At 61.3% G+C, this 13,526-nt stretch carries 11 protein-coding genes; 1 reads left to right on the top strand and 10 read right to left on the bottom strand.

Going from position 1 to position 13,526, the window contains the following annotated elements; translation table 11 throughout:
* Positions 1-248: 248 nt before the first annotated feature.
* The 7 genes from HX869_RS11995 to HX869_RS11965 form a co-directional block, all read right to left on the bottom strand.
* A complete protein-coding gene (locus HX869_RS11995; RefSeq protein WP_178903131.1) occupies positions 249-1,586 on the bottom strand; it encodes a TolC family outer membrane protein in 1,338 nt (445 codons plus the stop codon).
* Positions 1,587-1,588: 2 nt separating this feature from the next.
* Positions 1,589-2,923, bottom strand: coding sequence for an HlyD family type I secretion periplasmic adaptor subunit (locus HX869_RS11990; protein WP_008433775.1), 1,335 nt, complete (start codon positions 2,921-2,923; stop codon positions 1,589-1,591).
* Positions 2,920-4,671, bottom strand: coding sequence for a type I secretion system permease/ATPase (locus HX869_RS11985; protein WP_003217110.1), 1,752 nt, complete (start codon positions 4,669-4,671; stop codon positions 2,920-2,922). Before HX869_RS11985 ends, HX869_RS11990 begins: the two co-directional genes overlap by 4 nt.
* A 104-nt stretch (positions 4,672-4,775) precedes the next feature.
* Complete coding sequence (locus tag HX869_RS11980) at positions 4,776-5,144, bottom strand: AprI/Inh family metalloprotease inhibitor (RefSeq protein WP_158213549.1); 369 nt, start codon at positions 5,142-5,144, stop codon at positions 4,776-4,778.
* A gap of 74 nt (positions 5,145-5,218) precedes the next feature.
* On the bottom strand, positions 5,219-6,667 hold the full coding sequence (locus HX869_RS11975) for a serralysin family metalloprotease (RefSeq protein ID WP_003217113.1): 1,449 nt from the start codon (positions 6,665-6,667) through the stop codon (positions 5,219-5,221).
* Positions 6,668-7,031: 364 nt separating this feature from the next.
* The gene (locus HX869_RS11970; RefSeq protein ID WP_178903130.1) at positions 7,032-8,132 is read right to left on the bottom strand and encodes a P1 family peptidase; all 1,101 of its coding nucleotides are present in this window, start codon (positions 8,130-8,132) and stop codon (positions 7,032-7,034) included.
* Between the two features lie 9 nt (positions 8,133-8,141).
* The gene (locus tag HX869_RS11965; protein ID WP_003217116.1) at positions 8,142-9,506 is read right to left on the bottom strand and encodes an APC family permease; all 1,365 of its coding nucleotides are present in this window, start codon (positions 9,504-9,506) and stop codon (positions 8,142-8,144) included.
* 197 nt (positions 9,507-9,703) lie between these two features.
* Between HX869_RS11965 and HX869_RS11960 the strand changes: the two genes are divergently transcribed.
* Positions 9,704-10,498, top strand: a complete 795-nt coding sequence (locus HX869_RS11960) for a response regulator transcription factor (protein WP_371132459.1) — start codon at positions 9,704-9,706, stop codon at positions 10,496-10,498.
* A 97-nt stretch (positions 10,499-10,595) separates the two neighbouring features.
* Here the strand turns inward: HX869_RS11960 and HX869_RS11955 are convergent, their stop codons facing one another.
* From HX869_RS11955 to HX869_RS11945, 3 genes are read right to left on the bottom strand one after another with little or no spacing between them, the layout of a single operon-like run.
* Positions 10,596-11,675 carry a polyamine ABC transporter substrate-binding protein gene (locus tag HX869_RS11955; RefSeq protein ID WP_003217120.1) on the bottom strand — a complete coding sequence of 360 codons (1,080 nt, stop codon included), beginning with the start codon at positions 11,673-11,675 and terminating at the stop codon, positions 10,596-10,598.
* A 60-nt stretch (positions 11,676-11,735) separates the two neighbouring features.
* Positions 11,736-12,077 carry a cupin domain-containing protein gene (locus tag HX869_RS11950; protein ID WP_003217122.1) on the bottom strand — a complete coding sequence of 114 codons (342 nt, stop codon included), beginning with the start codon at positions 12,075-12,077 and terminating at the stop codon, positions 11,736-11,738.
* A gap of 27 nt (positions 12,078-12,104) precedes the next feature.
* Positions 12,105-13,511, bottom strand: coding sequence for an FAD-binding oxidoreductase (locus HX869_RS11945; RefSeq protein WP_177122984.1), 1,407 nt, complete (start codon positions 13,509-13,511; stop codon positions 12,105-12,107).
* Positions 13,512-13,526 lie beyond the last annotated feature (15 nt).

The following is a 13,526-nucleotide window of genomic DNA, read 5'->3' as shown; positions in this document are numbered from 1 at the left end:
GAAGGGTTTGAAGGGAGGTGAACCAGTGATCATGAAGAGTCCCTTTTCTTATTGTTGAAATACCTGTGGCGAGGGAGCTTGCTCCCGCTGGAGTGCGCAGCGCTCCCAAGATCTTGGGGCCGCTACGCAGCCCAGCGGGAGCAAGCTCCCTCGCCACAACAAGCGCCCTTGCCACAGAAAACTCCCTTGCCAAAACAAGCGCCCATGCCACCAAAGCTCCCTTGCACCAAGTGCTACTCGTCCAGGCATCAGCGGCTCTCAGGACCAAACGCCTCGTCCACCTTGGCCAGGTCGGTGTCACGCAAGTTGCCCGCGTAGTAATGCAATTTGGTCCAGGCCATCAGGTAGTCGTACCGTGCCTGGGCCAGGTCGCGACGGGTGCTGTACAACTGCTGCTCGGCGTTCAGCGCATCGAGGTTGACCCGCTCGCCCCCGAGGATGCTTTGCTTGGTCGAGACCACCAGCGCTTCAGCCGAAGTCAGCGCCTTTTGATACGCCCGCAACTTGCTGACGCCCGACAGGCAAGCACTGAACTGGCGTCGCAGTTCGATCAGGGTTTCGCGGGTCTTGCCTTCCAGTTCGTACTCGGCCTGCTCCATGGCGCGGCTGGCCTGGCGGGTGGAAGCCGAGACGCCGCCACCGGCATACAACGGCATGCTGACTTCGATGCCGATGGTGTTGGTGTCGTAGCGCTGGTTGTAGGTGTTGCCGCTGTCGGATTCCTGCTGGCGCGAGCTGGCATACGCCGTGATGCGTGGCAGGTGCCCCGAACGGTTGCGCTCCACTTCATAACGCGCCACTTCCACGGACTGGCGTTGCGAGGCCAGGTTGGGGTTGTTGGTCAGCGCCAGTTCGTGCCAGGTGTCGTAATTGGCCGGGGTCAGGGTGAAGGCGGCAAACCCCGGGTTCAGCGGCGCCAGGTCGTTGATGTTGACGCTCTGCACGCCAATCAGCGCCCCGAGTTCGCGCAGCGAGGCGTCCTGTTCATCCAGCGCCTGGATTTCCTCGGCAGTCGCCAGCTCATAACGCGACTCTGCTTCCAGGATGTCGGTGCGGGTGCCCTCACCCTGCTGGAACAGATGCTGGTTCTGCTGGAACTGCTGCTCGTAGGCCTTTTTCTTGGCGCGGGCAATGTCGATCTGGTCCTGGGCAAACAACGCCTGGGTGTAATAGGTCAGCACCCGCACCAGCAGCGCCTGGCTCTTGTCGCGGAAGCTCTCGTCGGCAAACAGTGCCTGGGCCACGCCCTTGCGGTAGTTGGCATAGGCTTCGTAGTCGAACAGCGGCTGTTGCAGGGTGAACGTGGAGCCATAGCTGTTGTAGTTGCGGTCATCGTGATAATTGCCGCCGCGCCCGTCGGGCAAGGTGGCCTGGGAGTTGTTGCGGCCCTTGTTGTAGTTGTACGAGAGCTTGGGCAGCAGGCCGGCGCGGCCGATGGTGCGGTTTTCCAGGCCGGCGTCGCGCTCCTTGATGGCACCAAGGAATACCGGATCGTTGCGCAGGGCCTGTTCGTAGACATCGAACGGGCCCATGGCGGCCTGGGCGCTGCCGCAGGCGATCAGCAAGGCGATGAACATCGGCTTCATGCTCATTCCTCGGTCAACGCCGAGCCAGCGCGGTCCAGCAGCGGCTTGAACAGGTAATTGAGCAAGGAGCGCTCGCCGGTGCGGATGAACATCTCGGCGGGCATCCCCGGCTTGATCACCAGGCCGTGGAGTTTCTCCAGGGCGCTGCTGCTGACGGTGGTGCGCAGCACGTAGTAAGGCATGCCGGTTTTTTCGTCGAGCATCTGGTCGGCGGAGATCAGGCTCACCTCCCCCGGCACCCGCGGCGTGCGGCTCTGATTGAAGGCGGTGAAGAGAATGTCCACCGGCAAGTGCGCACCGACCTTGTCCACCAGGTGCACCGGCAGGCGCCCTTCGACTTCCAGGCGGGTGTCCTGGGGCACGATTTCCAGCAGGGTTTCACCGGCACGCACCACGGCGCCTTCGGTGTGCACGCCCAGGTTGACCGCGATGCCATCGGCGGGCGCGTTGATCTCGCTGTGCTGCAGGTCGAAACCGGCGGAGGTCAGTTGTTGTTCCAGGGTCAGGCTGCGCAGCTGCGCGTCGGCCAGTTGGCTGCGCACTTCCTTCTGGTACTCCTCGCTGTGCTGCTGCAACTTGAGGCGCGACTCGAGGATGCCCTGCTCCACCCGCCCGCTTTCGCCGGTGTTCTGCGCCAGGTCCTGTTGCACCTGGGACAGTTGCCGCTGGTATTCCATCAGCCGGTTGCGCGGGATGTAGCCGTTGTCGGCCAGGGGTTGCAGGTTGTTCAACTGGTCTCGCAGGGATTGCGCCTGGGCGGTCAGGTCACTGCGGGCGCGGCGCATGCCGTTCAGTTGCGCCGTAGCGCCTTCGATACTGGCGCGAATCCCGGCCTGTTCCCGGGCAAAGGCTTCGCGGCGGCTGCTGAACAGTTGACGCTGGCCTTCGAGGACCAGTGCCAGGGCTTGGTCCGGGTTGCCGCTCAATTGCGCCGGAAAGGTGATCGTCGACTGGTTATCCCGCTCGCTCTGCCACCGTGCCACGCTGGCCCACGCCATGCGGTACTGGGCTTGCAGCGAGTGCACGTCGGCCTGGTTCTGCGTCTGGTCGAGACGGAACAGCGGCTGGCCCTGTTTCACCGCTTCGCCTTCACGCACCAGGATCCGGCTGACCACGCCGGGGCTCAGGGTTTGTACCGCCTTGCGCTTGCCCGATACCACCACCGTGCCTTGTACCGGGATCCCCTGGTCCAACGGCGCCAGACTGGCCCAGAGGAAAAACCCGCCGGCGCCGACCACCGTCAGCAGCCAGCCCATGCGGGCGAAGAAACGCGCGTCGTGCTCGGGATGGGTCTGTTCGTAATCGCGGTTGATTTGAATGCTGCTGTCGCTGCTCATGCGCCTGGATTCCTTCCGGCTTGATACTGACGGCTGAGGCTGACCCCGGCCTTTTCTCGTGGTGCTTCCTGCTGGCCGGACAGTGCGCGCAGCACGTCCTGGCTCGGACCAAATGCCTGCAAACGACCTTCGTTCAGCACCAGCAGCTTGTCGGCCTGGGCCAACGCCGAGGAACGGTGAGTCACCAGTACCACCGTGCTGCCCTGGGCTTTCATCTGCATGATCGCGCTGGCCAGGGCGGCTTCACCCACGGTGTCGAGGTTGGAGTTGGGCTCGTCGAGCACGATCAGGCGTGGCCCGCCGTACAGCGCGCGGGCCAGGGCGACCCGTTGTTTCTGCCCACCGGACAGGCCGCTGCCCTCGTCACCGAGCACGGTGTCGTAGCCGTGGGGCAAGCGCAGGATCAATTCGTGCACACCTGCCTGTTGGGCGGCCTGCACCACCAAATCCGGGTCGGCTTCGCGAAAGCGCGCGATGTTGTCGGCGATGCTGCCGCTGAACAGTTCGATGTCCTGGGGCAGATAACCGATATGCGGTCCGAGGTCGTCGCGGTCCCAGCGATGAATGTCGGCTCCGTCCAGGCGCACGGTGCCTGCCAGGGTTGGCCATACGCCCACCAGCACGCGGGCCAGGGTTGATTTGCCGGAGCCGGAAGCACCCAGCACGCCGAGCACTTCGCCCGCAGTCAGGTTGAAGCTGACTTGATGCAAGGTCGGCACACGTCGCCCCGGCGGGCCTGCGCTGACTTGCTCGAAACTCACATTGCCCTTGGGCGCCGGCAAGGCCATCTGCTCGCCCTGGGGCGGAAACTCGCGCATCAGGTTGTCCAGGCGCTGGTAGGCCAGCTTGGCCGAACTCCATTGCTTCCACACGGCGATCAACTGGTCGATGGGGCTCAACACCCGACCCATCAAAATGGAGCCTGCGATCATCATCCCGGCGGTCATGTCGCCCTTGATCACCAGGAGCGCACCCAGGCCCAGCACCAACGATTGCAGGCACAGGCGCAGGGATTTACTCAGGGAACTGATGATCGAGCCGGTGTCGCTGGCCTTGTTCTGCAGGCCCAGGAACTGCGAATGCACCTTGAACCAGCGCTTGCGCAATGCACCCAGCATGCCCATGGCCTGGATGGTCTCGGCGTTATGCAGGTGGCTGGTGGCCAATTGGGTGGATTGCTGGGAATAACCGCTGGCTTCACCCAGAGGCTTTTTGGTCAGGTATTCGTTAAGGCACGCCAGGGCAATCAGCAGCACGGCACCGGCACTGGCCAAGACACCCAGCCACACGTTGAACAGGAAAATCACGAACAGATAGATCGGAAACCACGGCGCGTCGAAAAACGCGAACAGCGCAGGCCCGGTGATGAATTGGCGGATGTGGGTCAGGTCCCCCAGGGATTGCCCGCCATGGCCTTCGCCCCGTTGCAGGTTGCGCTCGAAAGCGGCCTTGTAGACCCGCAGGTTGAAACGCCGCTCCAGCTGGCTGCCGATGCGAATCACGATAAAGCTGCGGATCACCTCCAGCACACCGATAAAGGCGAAGAACCCCACCACCATCAGCGTCAACATCACCAGGGTGGTTTCGTTCTGTGAAGACAGTACGCGGTCGTAGACTTGCAACATATAAATCGACGGCACCAACATCAATACGTTAATCAATGCCGTGAAACAGCCAATACTGATCAGAATACTTTTGTAGTCGCCGAGTGCCTTGAACAGTGGTGCAACGGGAGTGGTCTTCGCCATGTTGCCTGATCTTCCCTGAGCCGAATGACGCGCAATAGTTTACCGAGCGCTCCAATAAGGGGCGGGCAAACATTAAAATCGGGTTATATCGTTATAACGAACTATTACGGTGCACGTTGCAATATCAATACCGCGCCGGTTTTTGCGCGACCTTCATATTCGCCTTCTTTCTGGCGATTCAAATGGGTTATGCCGGTGCCTTCGGCATTCATCAGCCAAATACCATCGGGAGTAGGCGTCCAACTAACGGGGGCTTCCCCCAGCCATTGTCCGGCGCACTCCACATCGCCCCCTAACGCGTTAGCCTGCTCAATCAAGTCCAATGCGCACACCTGCTCTTGCTGGTGCAGCGCCCAATGCCCGGCCAACTGCGCGGAAGTAGGTAAAACCAGACTGCTTGCCATTGCTGTGGCTCCTGCCGACATAAGCAACACCTGGAAACTCCAGGCCACGGTACTGCGAAATAGCGTCATCACCTTCGCCCGTTCATGGGGTGGATGCAAGGGCAGAGGGCGGCGCGTGTGCGCCACCCTCCTTTACGCGTGTATCAGGCCACGATGTCGCTGACGGCTGCCTGGCCAACGGTGGTGACGAGGAAATCCGCCACGCCGTGCCCGGAGAAGTCCACGGCCAATGTGCCCAGGTTGGTACCCGAAGCGTAGGACAGCACCGCGTCGCCGGCATGACCGGTAAACGCGTTGACGAAGGTCAGGCCTGCACCTTTGGTGATGCCGGTGAGGTCGATCTTGTCGGAACCCGAGGTGAAGTCGAAGATCTTGTCCGCCGCACCCGGCTTGGAGTCGGAGCTGGCGCCGAACACGAAGGTGTCGTTGCCTGAGCCGCCCCACAGCTGGTCTGCACCGCCGCCGCCGAAGATGATGTCGTTGCCGGCACCGCCCTTGAGGACGTTGGCGGCTGCGTTACCGATCAGCAGGTCGTTGCCCGAACCGCCGATGGCGTTCTCCACGGTCACACCCTTGGCGATGGAAACGTTGCCCACCAGGCCGCCAACGTCGGAGAACGAGGTTTCATTGAGGTTGATCTTCTGGTTCTGGGTAAAACCGGAGAAGTCCAGGGTGTCGTTGCCGCCACCGTCCCACACCGAGAACACCAGCTTGTCGGCCGATGAAGTGGCGCTGAGGAAATCACGCCCGGTGTTGGAGTTGAAGCCATAGGTGGTGTCACCGGCACGGGTGTTGTAGTTGGCGCCGTAGAGCTTCTGGATCGCGGCGATGTCGTCAATCAGCGGGCCGGACGAGTAGGCTTCTACCCCGCCTTTGCTGAAGTTCTGGTTGGTGTTGCTCTCGCTCCAGTAACTCATGACGCTGTAGCCACGCGTGTCCTGTCCATAGTCCGCGTCTTTGTACGAAGGGTTGCCGGTCCCGGCGTTGTAGTCGCCAGGGTGGTCCAGGCCCAGGGTGTGGCCGATTTCGTGGGTCAGGGTCTGCCGGCCATAGTTGTTCAGGTCCGGGGTCTTGTTCGGCGTGTAGCTGTTGTTCGTCAGGTACCAGGAAGTGCCGTCAAGACCGCTTTCGTTGTACTTGGCGTTGGTGCCTGGCAGGTAGGCAAAGGCCGCTGCGCCGTCCTGGCCGCCGCTGTAGTTGCCGAAGGTCATGTGGAAGTCACCGCCCGAGGCTTTCTCGGTGAAGGTGACATTGGCCACATCGGCCCAGGATTGCATGGCCAGTACGGCCTGTGCTTTCTGCTGGGTGTTGAACTGGCTGAACCCGGTGATCCCATGCTTGTTCATGGTCGCGTTCGAAGCCGAAGTCAGGAAGGTGTAGGTGAGATCGATCTTGCCGTTGCCATCCACGTCCCGGTACGCGGCGTTCTCACGCAGCAGGTGGTCGGCGGCCTGGTCAACGGTGAACGACGGTTTGCCATTGACCGTGAGGTTGCCACCGCGGTCGTATTGATGGCTAAAGCTATCGATCTGGGTGTAAGCGGTACTTGCTTGAGCCGCCGACACAATAGCTTTGTCTTTTACTTTTGACATAAACGTACTTCCTTGTTTGCAAGTGGAACAGTTTTTGTCCGACCGGACCCACTCTGGCGAGTAAGTCCGATCACTCGCCCCTTTTGAAGGCGAAAGAAAACTGACACAACCTGAAATCATTCGTCCAGCGGTTTTTATCCAAGGATAAAGTTGGGCCGGTGAACAAAACCTGCAAACACTGGTAAATAGCGCGTTATTAAAATCCAGCTATTTAAATATTAAATACTCCTAAAGACATTTAGCCACGAATGGATCCAAAGTATTGACTGAGGTGCACTAAGAAAGTGTCACCGTGTCATTGTTAGTATTGAATAGCCACTATTTAAGTGTTTGTCCCGTATTACCGGGACAAGACTTAGTTTACTTACTGGCCGCGCCAGCCGGTTTGGCGCAATGCCTGCAGGAGTGTGTGGGCATCCAGCGCGGGCACCCGCACACCCTGGTCGGTGGTCATGTCTTCGCCGGCCACTATGGCATTAATGATCGCCTCTTCCACGGCCTCCGCCGCCGCGCTGAACAGCGGTGAAATGTGGTCGTTATTGACCATTTGCAGGGCTGTGCTGAGGGGCGAGCCCTTGCGCCCGTAGTCGGCCACCGGCAAATCCTGATTGCCGGTGGCGAACGCCAGGAACAGGTCCCCGCTGGAGTCCTCGGTACCGCCACCCGTGCGCGCAATCCCGATGGACGCGCGTTGTGCCAGGCGCTGGCATTGATGGGGCAGCAACGGCGCATCGGTGGCGATGATCACCACGATGGAGCCCATGCCGGGTGTGCCGCGATCGGCAAAGGGTGACGGGATGTCCATCAATTGCCGGCCTACCGGGTAACCATCCACGCGCAGGTCCTGGCGCTTGCCATGGTTGGCCTGCACCAGCACACCGACGGTCCAGCCACCCTGCTCCGCCGGCAAACGCCGTGACGCGGTACCGATGCCCCCCTTGAACTCATGGCAGATCATCCCGGTGCCGCCGCCCACGGCGCCCTCCGCCACCGGCCCGGATTCGGCGTTGGCCAGCGCCTCGCGCACATGCTCCGGGCCGACGTGCTGGCCCCAGATATCGTTGAGCAAGCCGTCGTAGGTTTCCATCACCACCGGCATGCACCAGTACACGGCGGGGTCTTCAAGGCTTTCGCGCTCCAGGGCGATCAGCGTGTCGCGCACAATCCCGATGCTGTGGGTGTTGGTGATCGCCAGCGGCGTGGTCAGCAACCCCGATTCGCTGATCCACTCAAGCCCCGTGGCGTCGCCATTGCCGTTGAGCACGTGGTAGCCGGCAAAACATGGCTGATACCGCGCGGCACCGGCCCGGGGCTGGATCGCCGTCACGCCGGTACGTACCTGTTTGCCGTCGATGCGGCTCTTGATCGTACTGTGGCCGACCCGAACCCCTGGAACGTCGGTGATGGCATTCAACTCACCGGGCGTACCCAGTCCCAAGGTGATGCCCAATTGACGTGCACGCATAACCACTCCTTACAATTTCTGAAACGCCGGACTCAACCGGCCACTGATGCAATACAGGATCACCGACAGTGCCAACAGGCCGATGATAATCATGATGTCGCGAACCGAGGCGGCAATCGCCAGGGTCACCAACAGGTAGCCGGCGCCCAGCACCGCCAGCAAGGCCGGCACCGGCCACAACGGCATGCGATACGGGTGCTCGCGGTCACGCAGCAACACCCGGCTCATCAACGCGCTCAACGCCACGATCAGGTACACCAGCATGATCAGCAGTACGCTGAAAGACGTCAGGTCCGCCAGGTTGGAGCTGAAGCTGAGCAATGCCGAAGGGACCGCCAGGAACAGCGTAGCCAACCACGGGGAATCCCAGCGTGGATGAATCCGGGTGAAGAGTTTGTTGATGGTGGGTGTCCACAACGCATCGCGGCCGCTGCTGAACACCACCCGGCCAATCTGGATGACGATGGCGACGATGGCGTTGAACACCGACAGGAAGATCCCGGCGCTGACCAGCCGCGACAGGGTTTCGTTACCGTGGCTGGTCAGCAGGTAGCCGATCGGGTCGGGACTGCTGATCATCGCGCTGAGGGATGGCGCACCGATCAGCAAGGCGGTGATCGGCACCAGCTCGATGACCACCACCAGGCCCAGGGACCACAACACCGCCTTGTGCACGCCCCTGCCGCCGCACTTCATGTCTTCGGCCAGCAAGACGGCGGGACCGTAGCCATTGAACGAGAACAGGCCGATGCCCACCGCGCCGATGACCAGCGCCCAGGGCGCCAGGTGCAGCACGCCGTTCTCGACGATTTGCGGTTGCAACAGCACGCTGACCGGCTGCACCGGGTTGCCGAAGCCGATAAACACGATCACCAGCAACGCCGCCACTTCCAGCAGCAGGCAGGTGCCGGTGATCCAGGCATTCAGCTTGATATTGAGGATACCCAGGGCGTAGCTGCACACCACAATCACCAGGGCCACGGTTTGCGAATCGAATTGGGTGCCGAGGGCGTTATTCAGGTAAGTCGCCGCCCCGGTGGCCAGTACCGGCGGGATAAACAGCAGCATCACCAGTACCGTGAGGAACGTCGCGTAGCCGGCCATGCCGCCGAACACCCGCTTGGCATACACGTATTCGCCGCCGGCGCTGTTGTGGGCACGCCCGAGTTCGGCGTAGCAAAAGGCGAACATCAGCGCGAGCAAGGCGGCCATCACAAAGGCCAGGAACACCCCGCTGCCGGCCTGCTGGATGGCAAACGGCGCAATCACGAACACTGAACTGGCCGGGGTGACCGCCGAGACGGTGATGGCCACTACATCGAATACGCTCAGGGTGGGTTTCAGCACGCCGTCGGGCGTGGAAGGAGCACTCATATCGTTATCCTCTTGATTGTTCTTGGTTTGAGGCAGAAACGAAAAGGTGAAGCGGCGCAGGGTATGTTCCCCACTGACTGACGGCCAACTTAAACACTCTGTGTAAATCGGCCAATTCCCCTATTGGAGTACTCCCCTTGACGCCGCCGGGCAAAAGTCGAACCCTTGCGGCCTGAATCCTTAGCGTGGAGCTGCACATGAGCCTGTTCAGGGAAGTCGGCATGCACGCGGGCCTGGGGCGTACCGTCGCACAGATCGGCACCGGGCGTTTCTGGAAGCAACTGGTGCTGTTGCTGCACCAATGCCTGCCCTTCGACAATGCCCTGGCGATCTTCTACCCCGCCGATGGCCCGCCCGAAGCGCTGGAAGAATACGACGCACAACCGAGCAGCAAACCGGCGTCGATGCTGGTTTATCTGAATGGCTTGTACCTGTTGGACCCGTTTTTCCAGGCGTGTCGCGAGGGGTATGCCAGTGGCGTGTACCGCCTTGAGGAAGTGGCGCCGGATCATTTTCGCCAGAGTGAATACTTCCTCAATTACTTCCACGACAACGTGCTGGAAGACGAGGTGCAATTCATCCTGCAATTGCCGGGTGCGGGGACGTTATCGCTGTCGTTGGGGATGCAGCGGTTGTTTACCGGCGAGGAAACGGGGTTGATGACCACGCTCGCGGCCTGGGTGTTGCCGTTGATGCAGCAGCATTGGCAGCAGAGCACCCAGCGAGTGGCCGCGCCGGCGGAAATGGCCAGCCAGATACGGGACGCGTTGAGTCATTTCGGCTGTGGCGTATTGTCGGAGCGGGAACTGGAAATAGCGCGATTGGTGTTGCGTGGGTTTTCGTCAAAAGCCATGGCCGAACGGCTGAATATCTCGCCGGATACGGTCAAGGTTCACCGCCGGCACCTGTATGCCAAGCTGGATATCTCGTCGCAGCCGGAGCTGTTTTCGTTGTTTATCCAGTCGTTGGGGCATGACTTGGAGAATCCTTAATGATCGTTCCCACGCCCTGGACGCTCCGCTTCCGCTTTTGAAGTCGTGACGCGGAGCGTCACAGGATGCATTCCCACGCGGAGCGTGGGAACGATCATCAACGCCCGGTACGAATGGTGTTCCACACCCGCGTACGAATCCGGTCGATGTTCAGTGGCATTGCTTCCAGTGCGAACAACTTGCCCATCATTTCCGGACTTGGGTACACCTTGGTGTCGCTCTTGATTGCCGGGTCCACCAGGCTGTCCGCCGCGGCATTGCCGTTGGCGTAGTGCACGTAGTTGGTGATGCTGGCCATCACTTCCGGGCGCAGCAGGTAGTTCATGAAGGCATAGCCGGCTTTTTCATCCGGGGCATCGGCGGGCATGGCGACCATGTCGAACCAGATCGCGGCGCCTTCTTTCGGAATGTTGTAGCCGATGTTCACGCCATTCTTGGCTTCCTTGGCGCGGCTCTCAGCCTGGAGGATGTCGCCGGAGAAGCCCACGGCCACGCAGATGTCGCCGTTGGCCAGGTCGGCGGTGTATTTCGAGGAATGGAAATACGCCACGTATGGCCGCACTTTCATCAGCAGGTCCTCGGCCTTTTTGTAGTCTTCCGCCTTCTTGCTGTGGTGCGGCAGGCCCAGATAGTTGAGCGCCGCCGGCAGCAGCTCCGGGCCGTTGTCGAGGATGGCGACGCCACACTTCTGCAGTTTTTGCATGTTCTCGGGCTTGAAGATCAGGTCCCAGGAATCCACTGGGGCGTTGTCGCCGAGTACCGCCTTGACCTTGTCGATGTTGTAGCCGATACCAGTGCTGCCCCACAGGTACGGGAAGCCGTGGGCGTTGCCCGGGTCGTTGTTTTCCAGGGCCTTGAGCAGCACCGGGTTGAGGTTCTTCCAGTTGGGCAACTGGCTCTTGTCGAGTTTCTTCAGCGCCCCGCCCTGGATCTGCCGGGCCATGAAGTGGTTGGAGGGGAACACCACGTCATAGCCGGATTTGCCGGTCATCAACTTGCCGTCGAGGGTTTCGTTGCTGTCGTACACGTCGTAGGTGAAACCGATGCCGGTTTCTTTCTGGAAGTTCCTGGTGGTGTCGGGGGCGATATAGTCCGACCAGTTGTAGATCTTCACCGTCTCGGCGGCTTGGCTGAGGGTGGCGACGAATACCAGCGGCAACAGGGCAATGGGTCTCATGGTTCGATTTCCTGGCGGTTTTAGGGCTGTTTTTATGGCAGGCGATCAAAGATCAAAGAATCAGAGGATCAATACATAGGTCTTGCGCACGGTTTCCTGGATGTCCCAGATACCGGTGCTGTTGGCCGGCAACATCAGTGCGTCGCCGGCTTCTATGTGGAGCATTTCCCCGTTGTCGGGGGTGAAGGTGCAGCGTCCCTGGATAAAGTGGCAAAACTCCTGGGCTTTGATCTGCCGGCGCCAGCGCCCGGGCGTGCATTCCCAGATGCCGGTTTCGACGCCGTCGCTACGTTCCACGCTCAAGGTCGAGGCCACCGCGACCGGTGTGCCCAGTGGCACGGCGACGGGCGAGGAGTCCGGCAAATGGGCGCTGAGTGTGTCTTTGAACTGGGTAATGCTCATGTTCATACCTGTGGTGATTGAAACGACTCAGTGCATGAAACCTTCCATGAACCCGGCAACCCCGCTGGCCAGTTTGCGGCGCCACGGGGCGGTATTGGGGTTGGCCAACACCTGGTCCTCATGCACAAAACTGCGGATGATCGCGTTGTAGCCCAGCCAGCGGCAGGGTTCCGGTTCCCAGGCCTTGAGCCCGTCCAGCCGGCCCGGCTGAATCACCCATGGCTGGCGAACCAACGGCGTATCGAGCCCCAGGATCAAGTCCGCCAGGGTGCGGCCACCGAGGTTGCTGGCGCCTACGCCCTCGCCGCCGTAACCACCGGCCAGGGCGATGCCTGCCGCGTGATCGCAGAGCATGTGCGGCTTGAAGCGCCGGGACATGCCCAGGTTGCCGCCCCAGGCGTGGGTGATACGGACTTTCTTGAGCTGCGGGAACAGTTCGCCGAACAGATAGCGACGCAGTTCGACTTCGCTGTCGGTGAGCTCGAAGTTGTGCCGCAACTTGCCGGCAAACTGATAACCCCCGCGAGCGCCGAACACCAGGCGGTTGTCCGCCGAACGCTGGCCGTAAGTCACTTGCCGGCTGCTCTCGCCGAACGCCTGGCCACGATTCAGGCCGATCTCGTCCCAGGTGCTGGCCGGCAACGGCTCGGTGGCAACGATCAGGCTTTGCACCGGCAACTGATAGCGCCCCAGCGGAGCCAGCGTGGTGGCATACCCTTCCACCGCCGGCACCACCCAGGAGGCGCGCACCGAGGCTTTGTCCGTGCGCAGGCTGCCGGACTGCCAATGAGTGACGGGACTGTTTTCGTAGATCTTGACGCCCATCCGCTCCACCAACCGCGCCAGGCCGCGCACCAGCTTGGCCGGGTGAATCGTGGCAACGTGGGGTGCATAGATGCCGCCATAAGGCTTGGCGATACGGATCTGCTCGGCCAGTTGTTGCGGGCCAAGCCAACGGTAATCGTCGTCGGTCAGGCCCTGGCTGTGAAGTTTGGCCAGGTACGCACGCAGGGTGGCTTCCTGTTCGGGGTAGCGCGCGGCGCAATACAGCACACCACCCTTGCGGTAGTCGCAGTCGATGCCTTCGCGCTCGATCACTTGCGCGACTTCGTCGGGGATGGCGTGCAGCAGGTCGAACGAGGCCCGGCGCTGTTCCGGGGTCAGGCCGGCCAACAGGCGGTCCTCTCCCAGCAGGTTGCCCATCAGCCAGCCGCCGTTACGGCCCGAGGCACCGAACCCGGCGGTTTGCGCCTCGATGATTGCGATTTTCAGCTCGGGCGCCTGGCGCTTCAGGTAATACGCGGTCCAGAGCCCGGTGTAGCCGGCGCCGATGATGGCCACGTTGACGTCCAGGTCCTGCTCCAGGGACGCGCGTGCCAGCAGCGGCTCGTCCAGCTGGTCCATCCATAAACTGATATTGCGCCATGCAGGCATGCCAAGCTCCACCAC

It is taken from the genome of Pseudomonas sp. P7779 (assembly GCF_013386315.1).
Taxonomy (GTDB): Bacteria; Pseudomonadota; Gammaproteobacteria; order Pseudomonadales; family Pseudomonadaceae; genus Aquipseudomonas.
The sequence above is the reverse complement of the archived record's forward strand: the minus strand, read 5'-3'. Positions and strand labels throughout refer to the sequence as shown.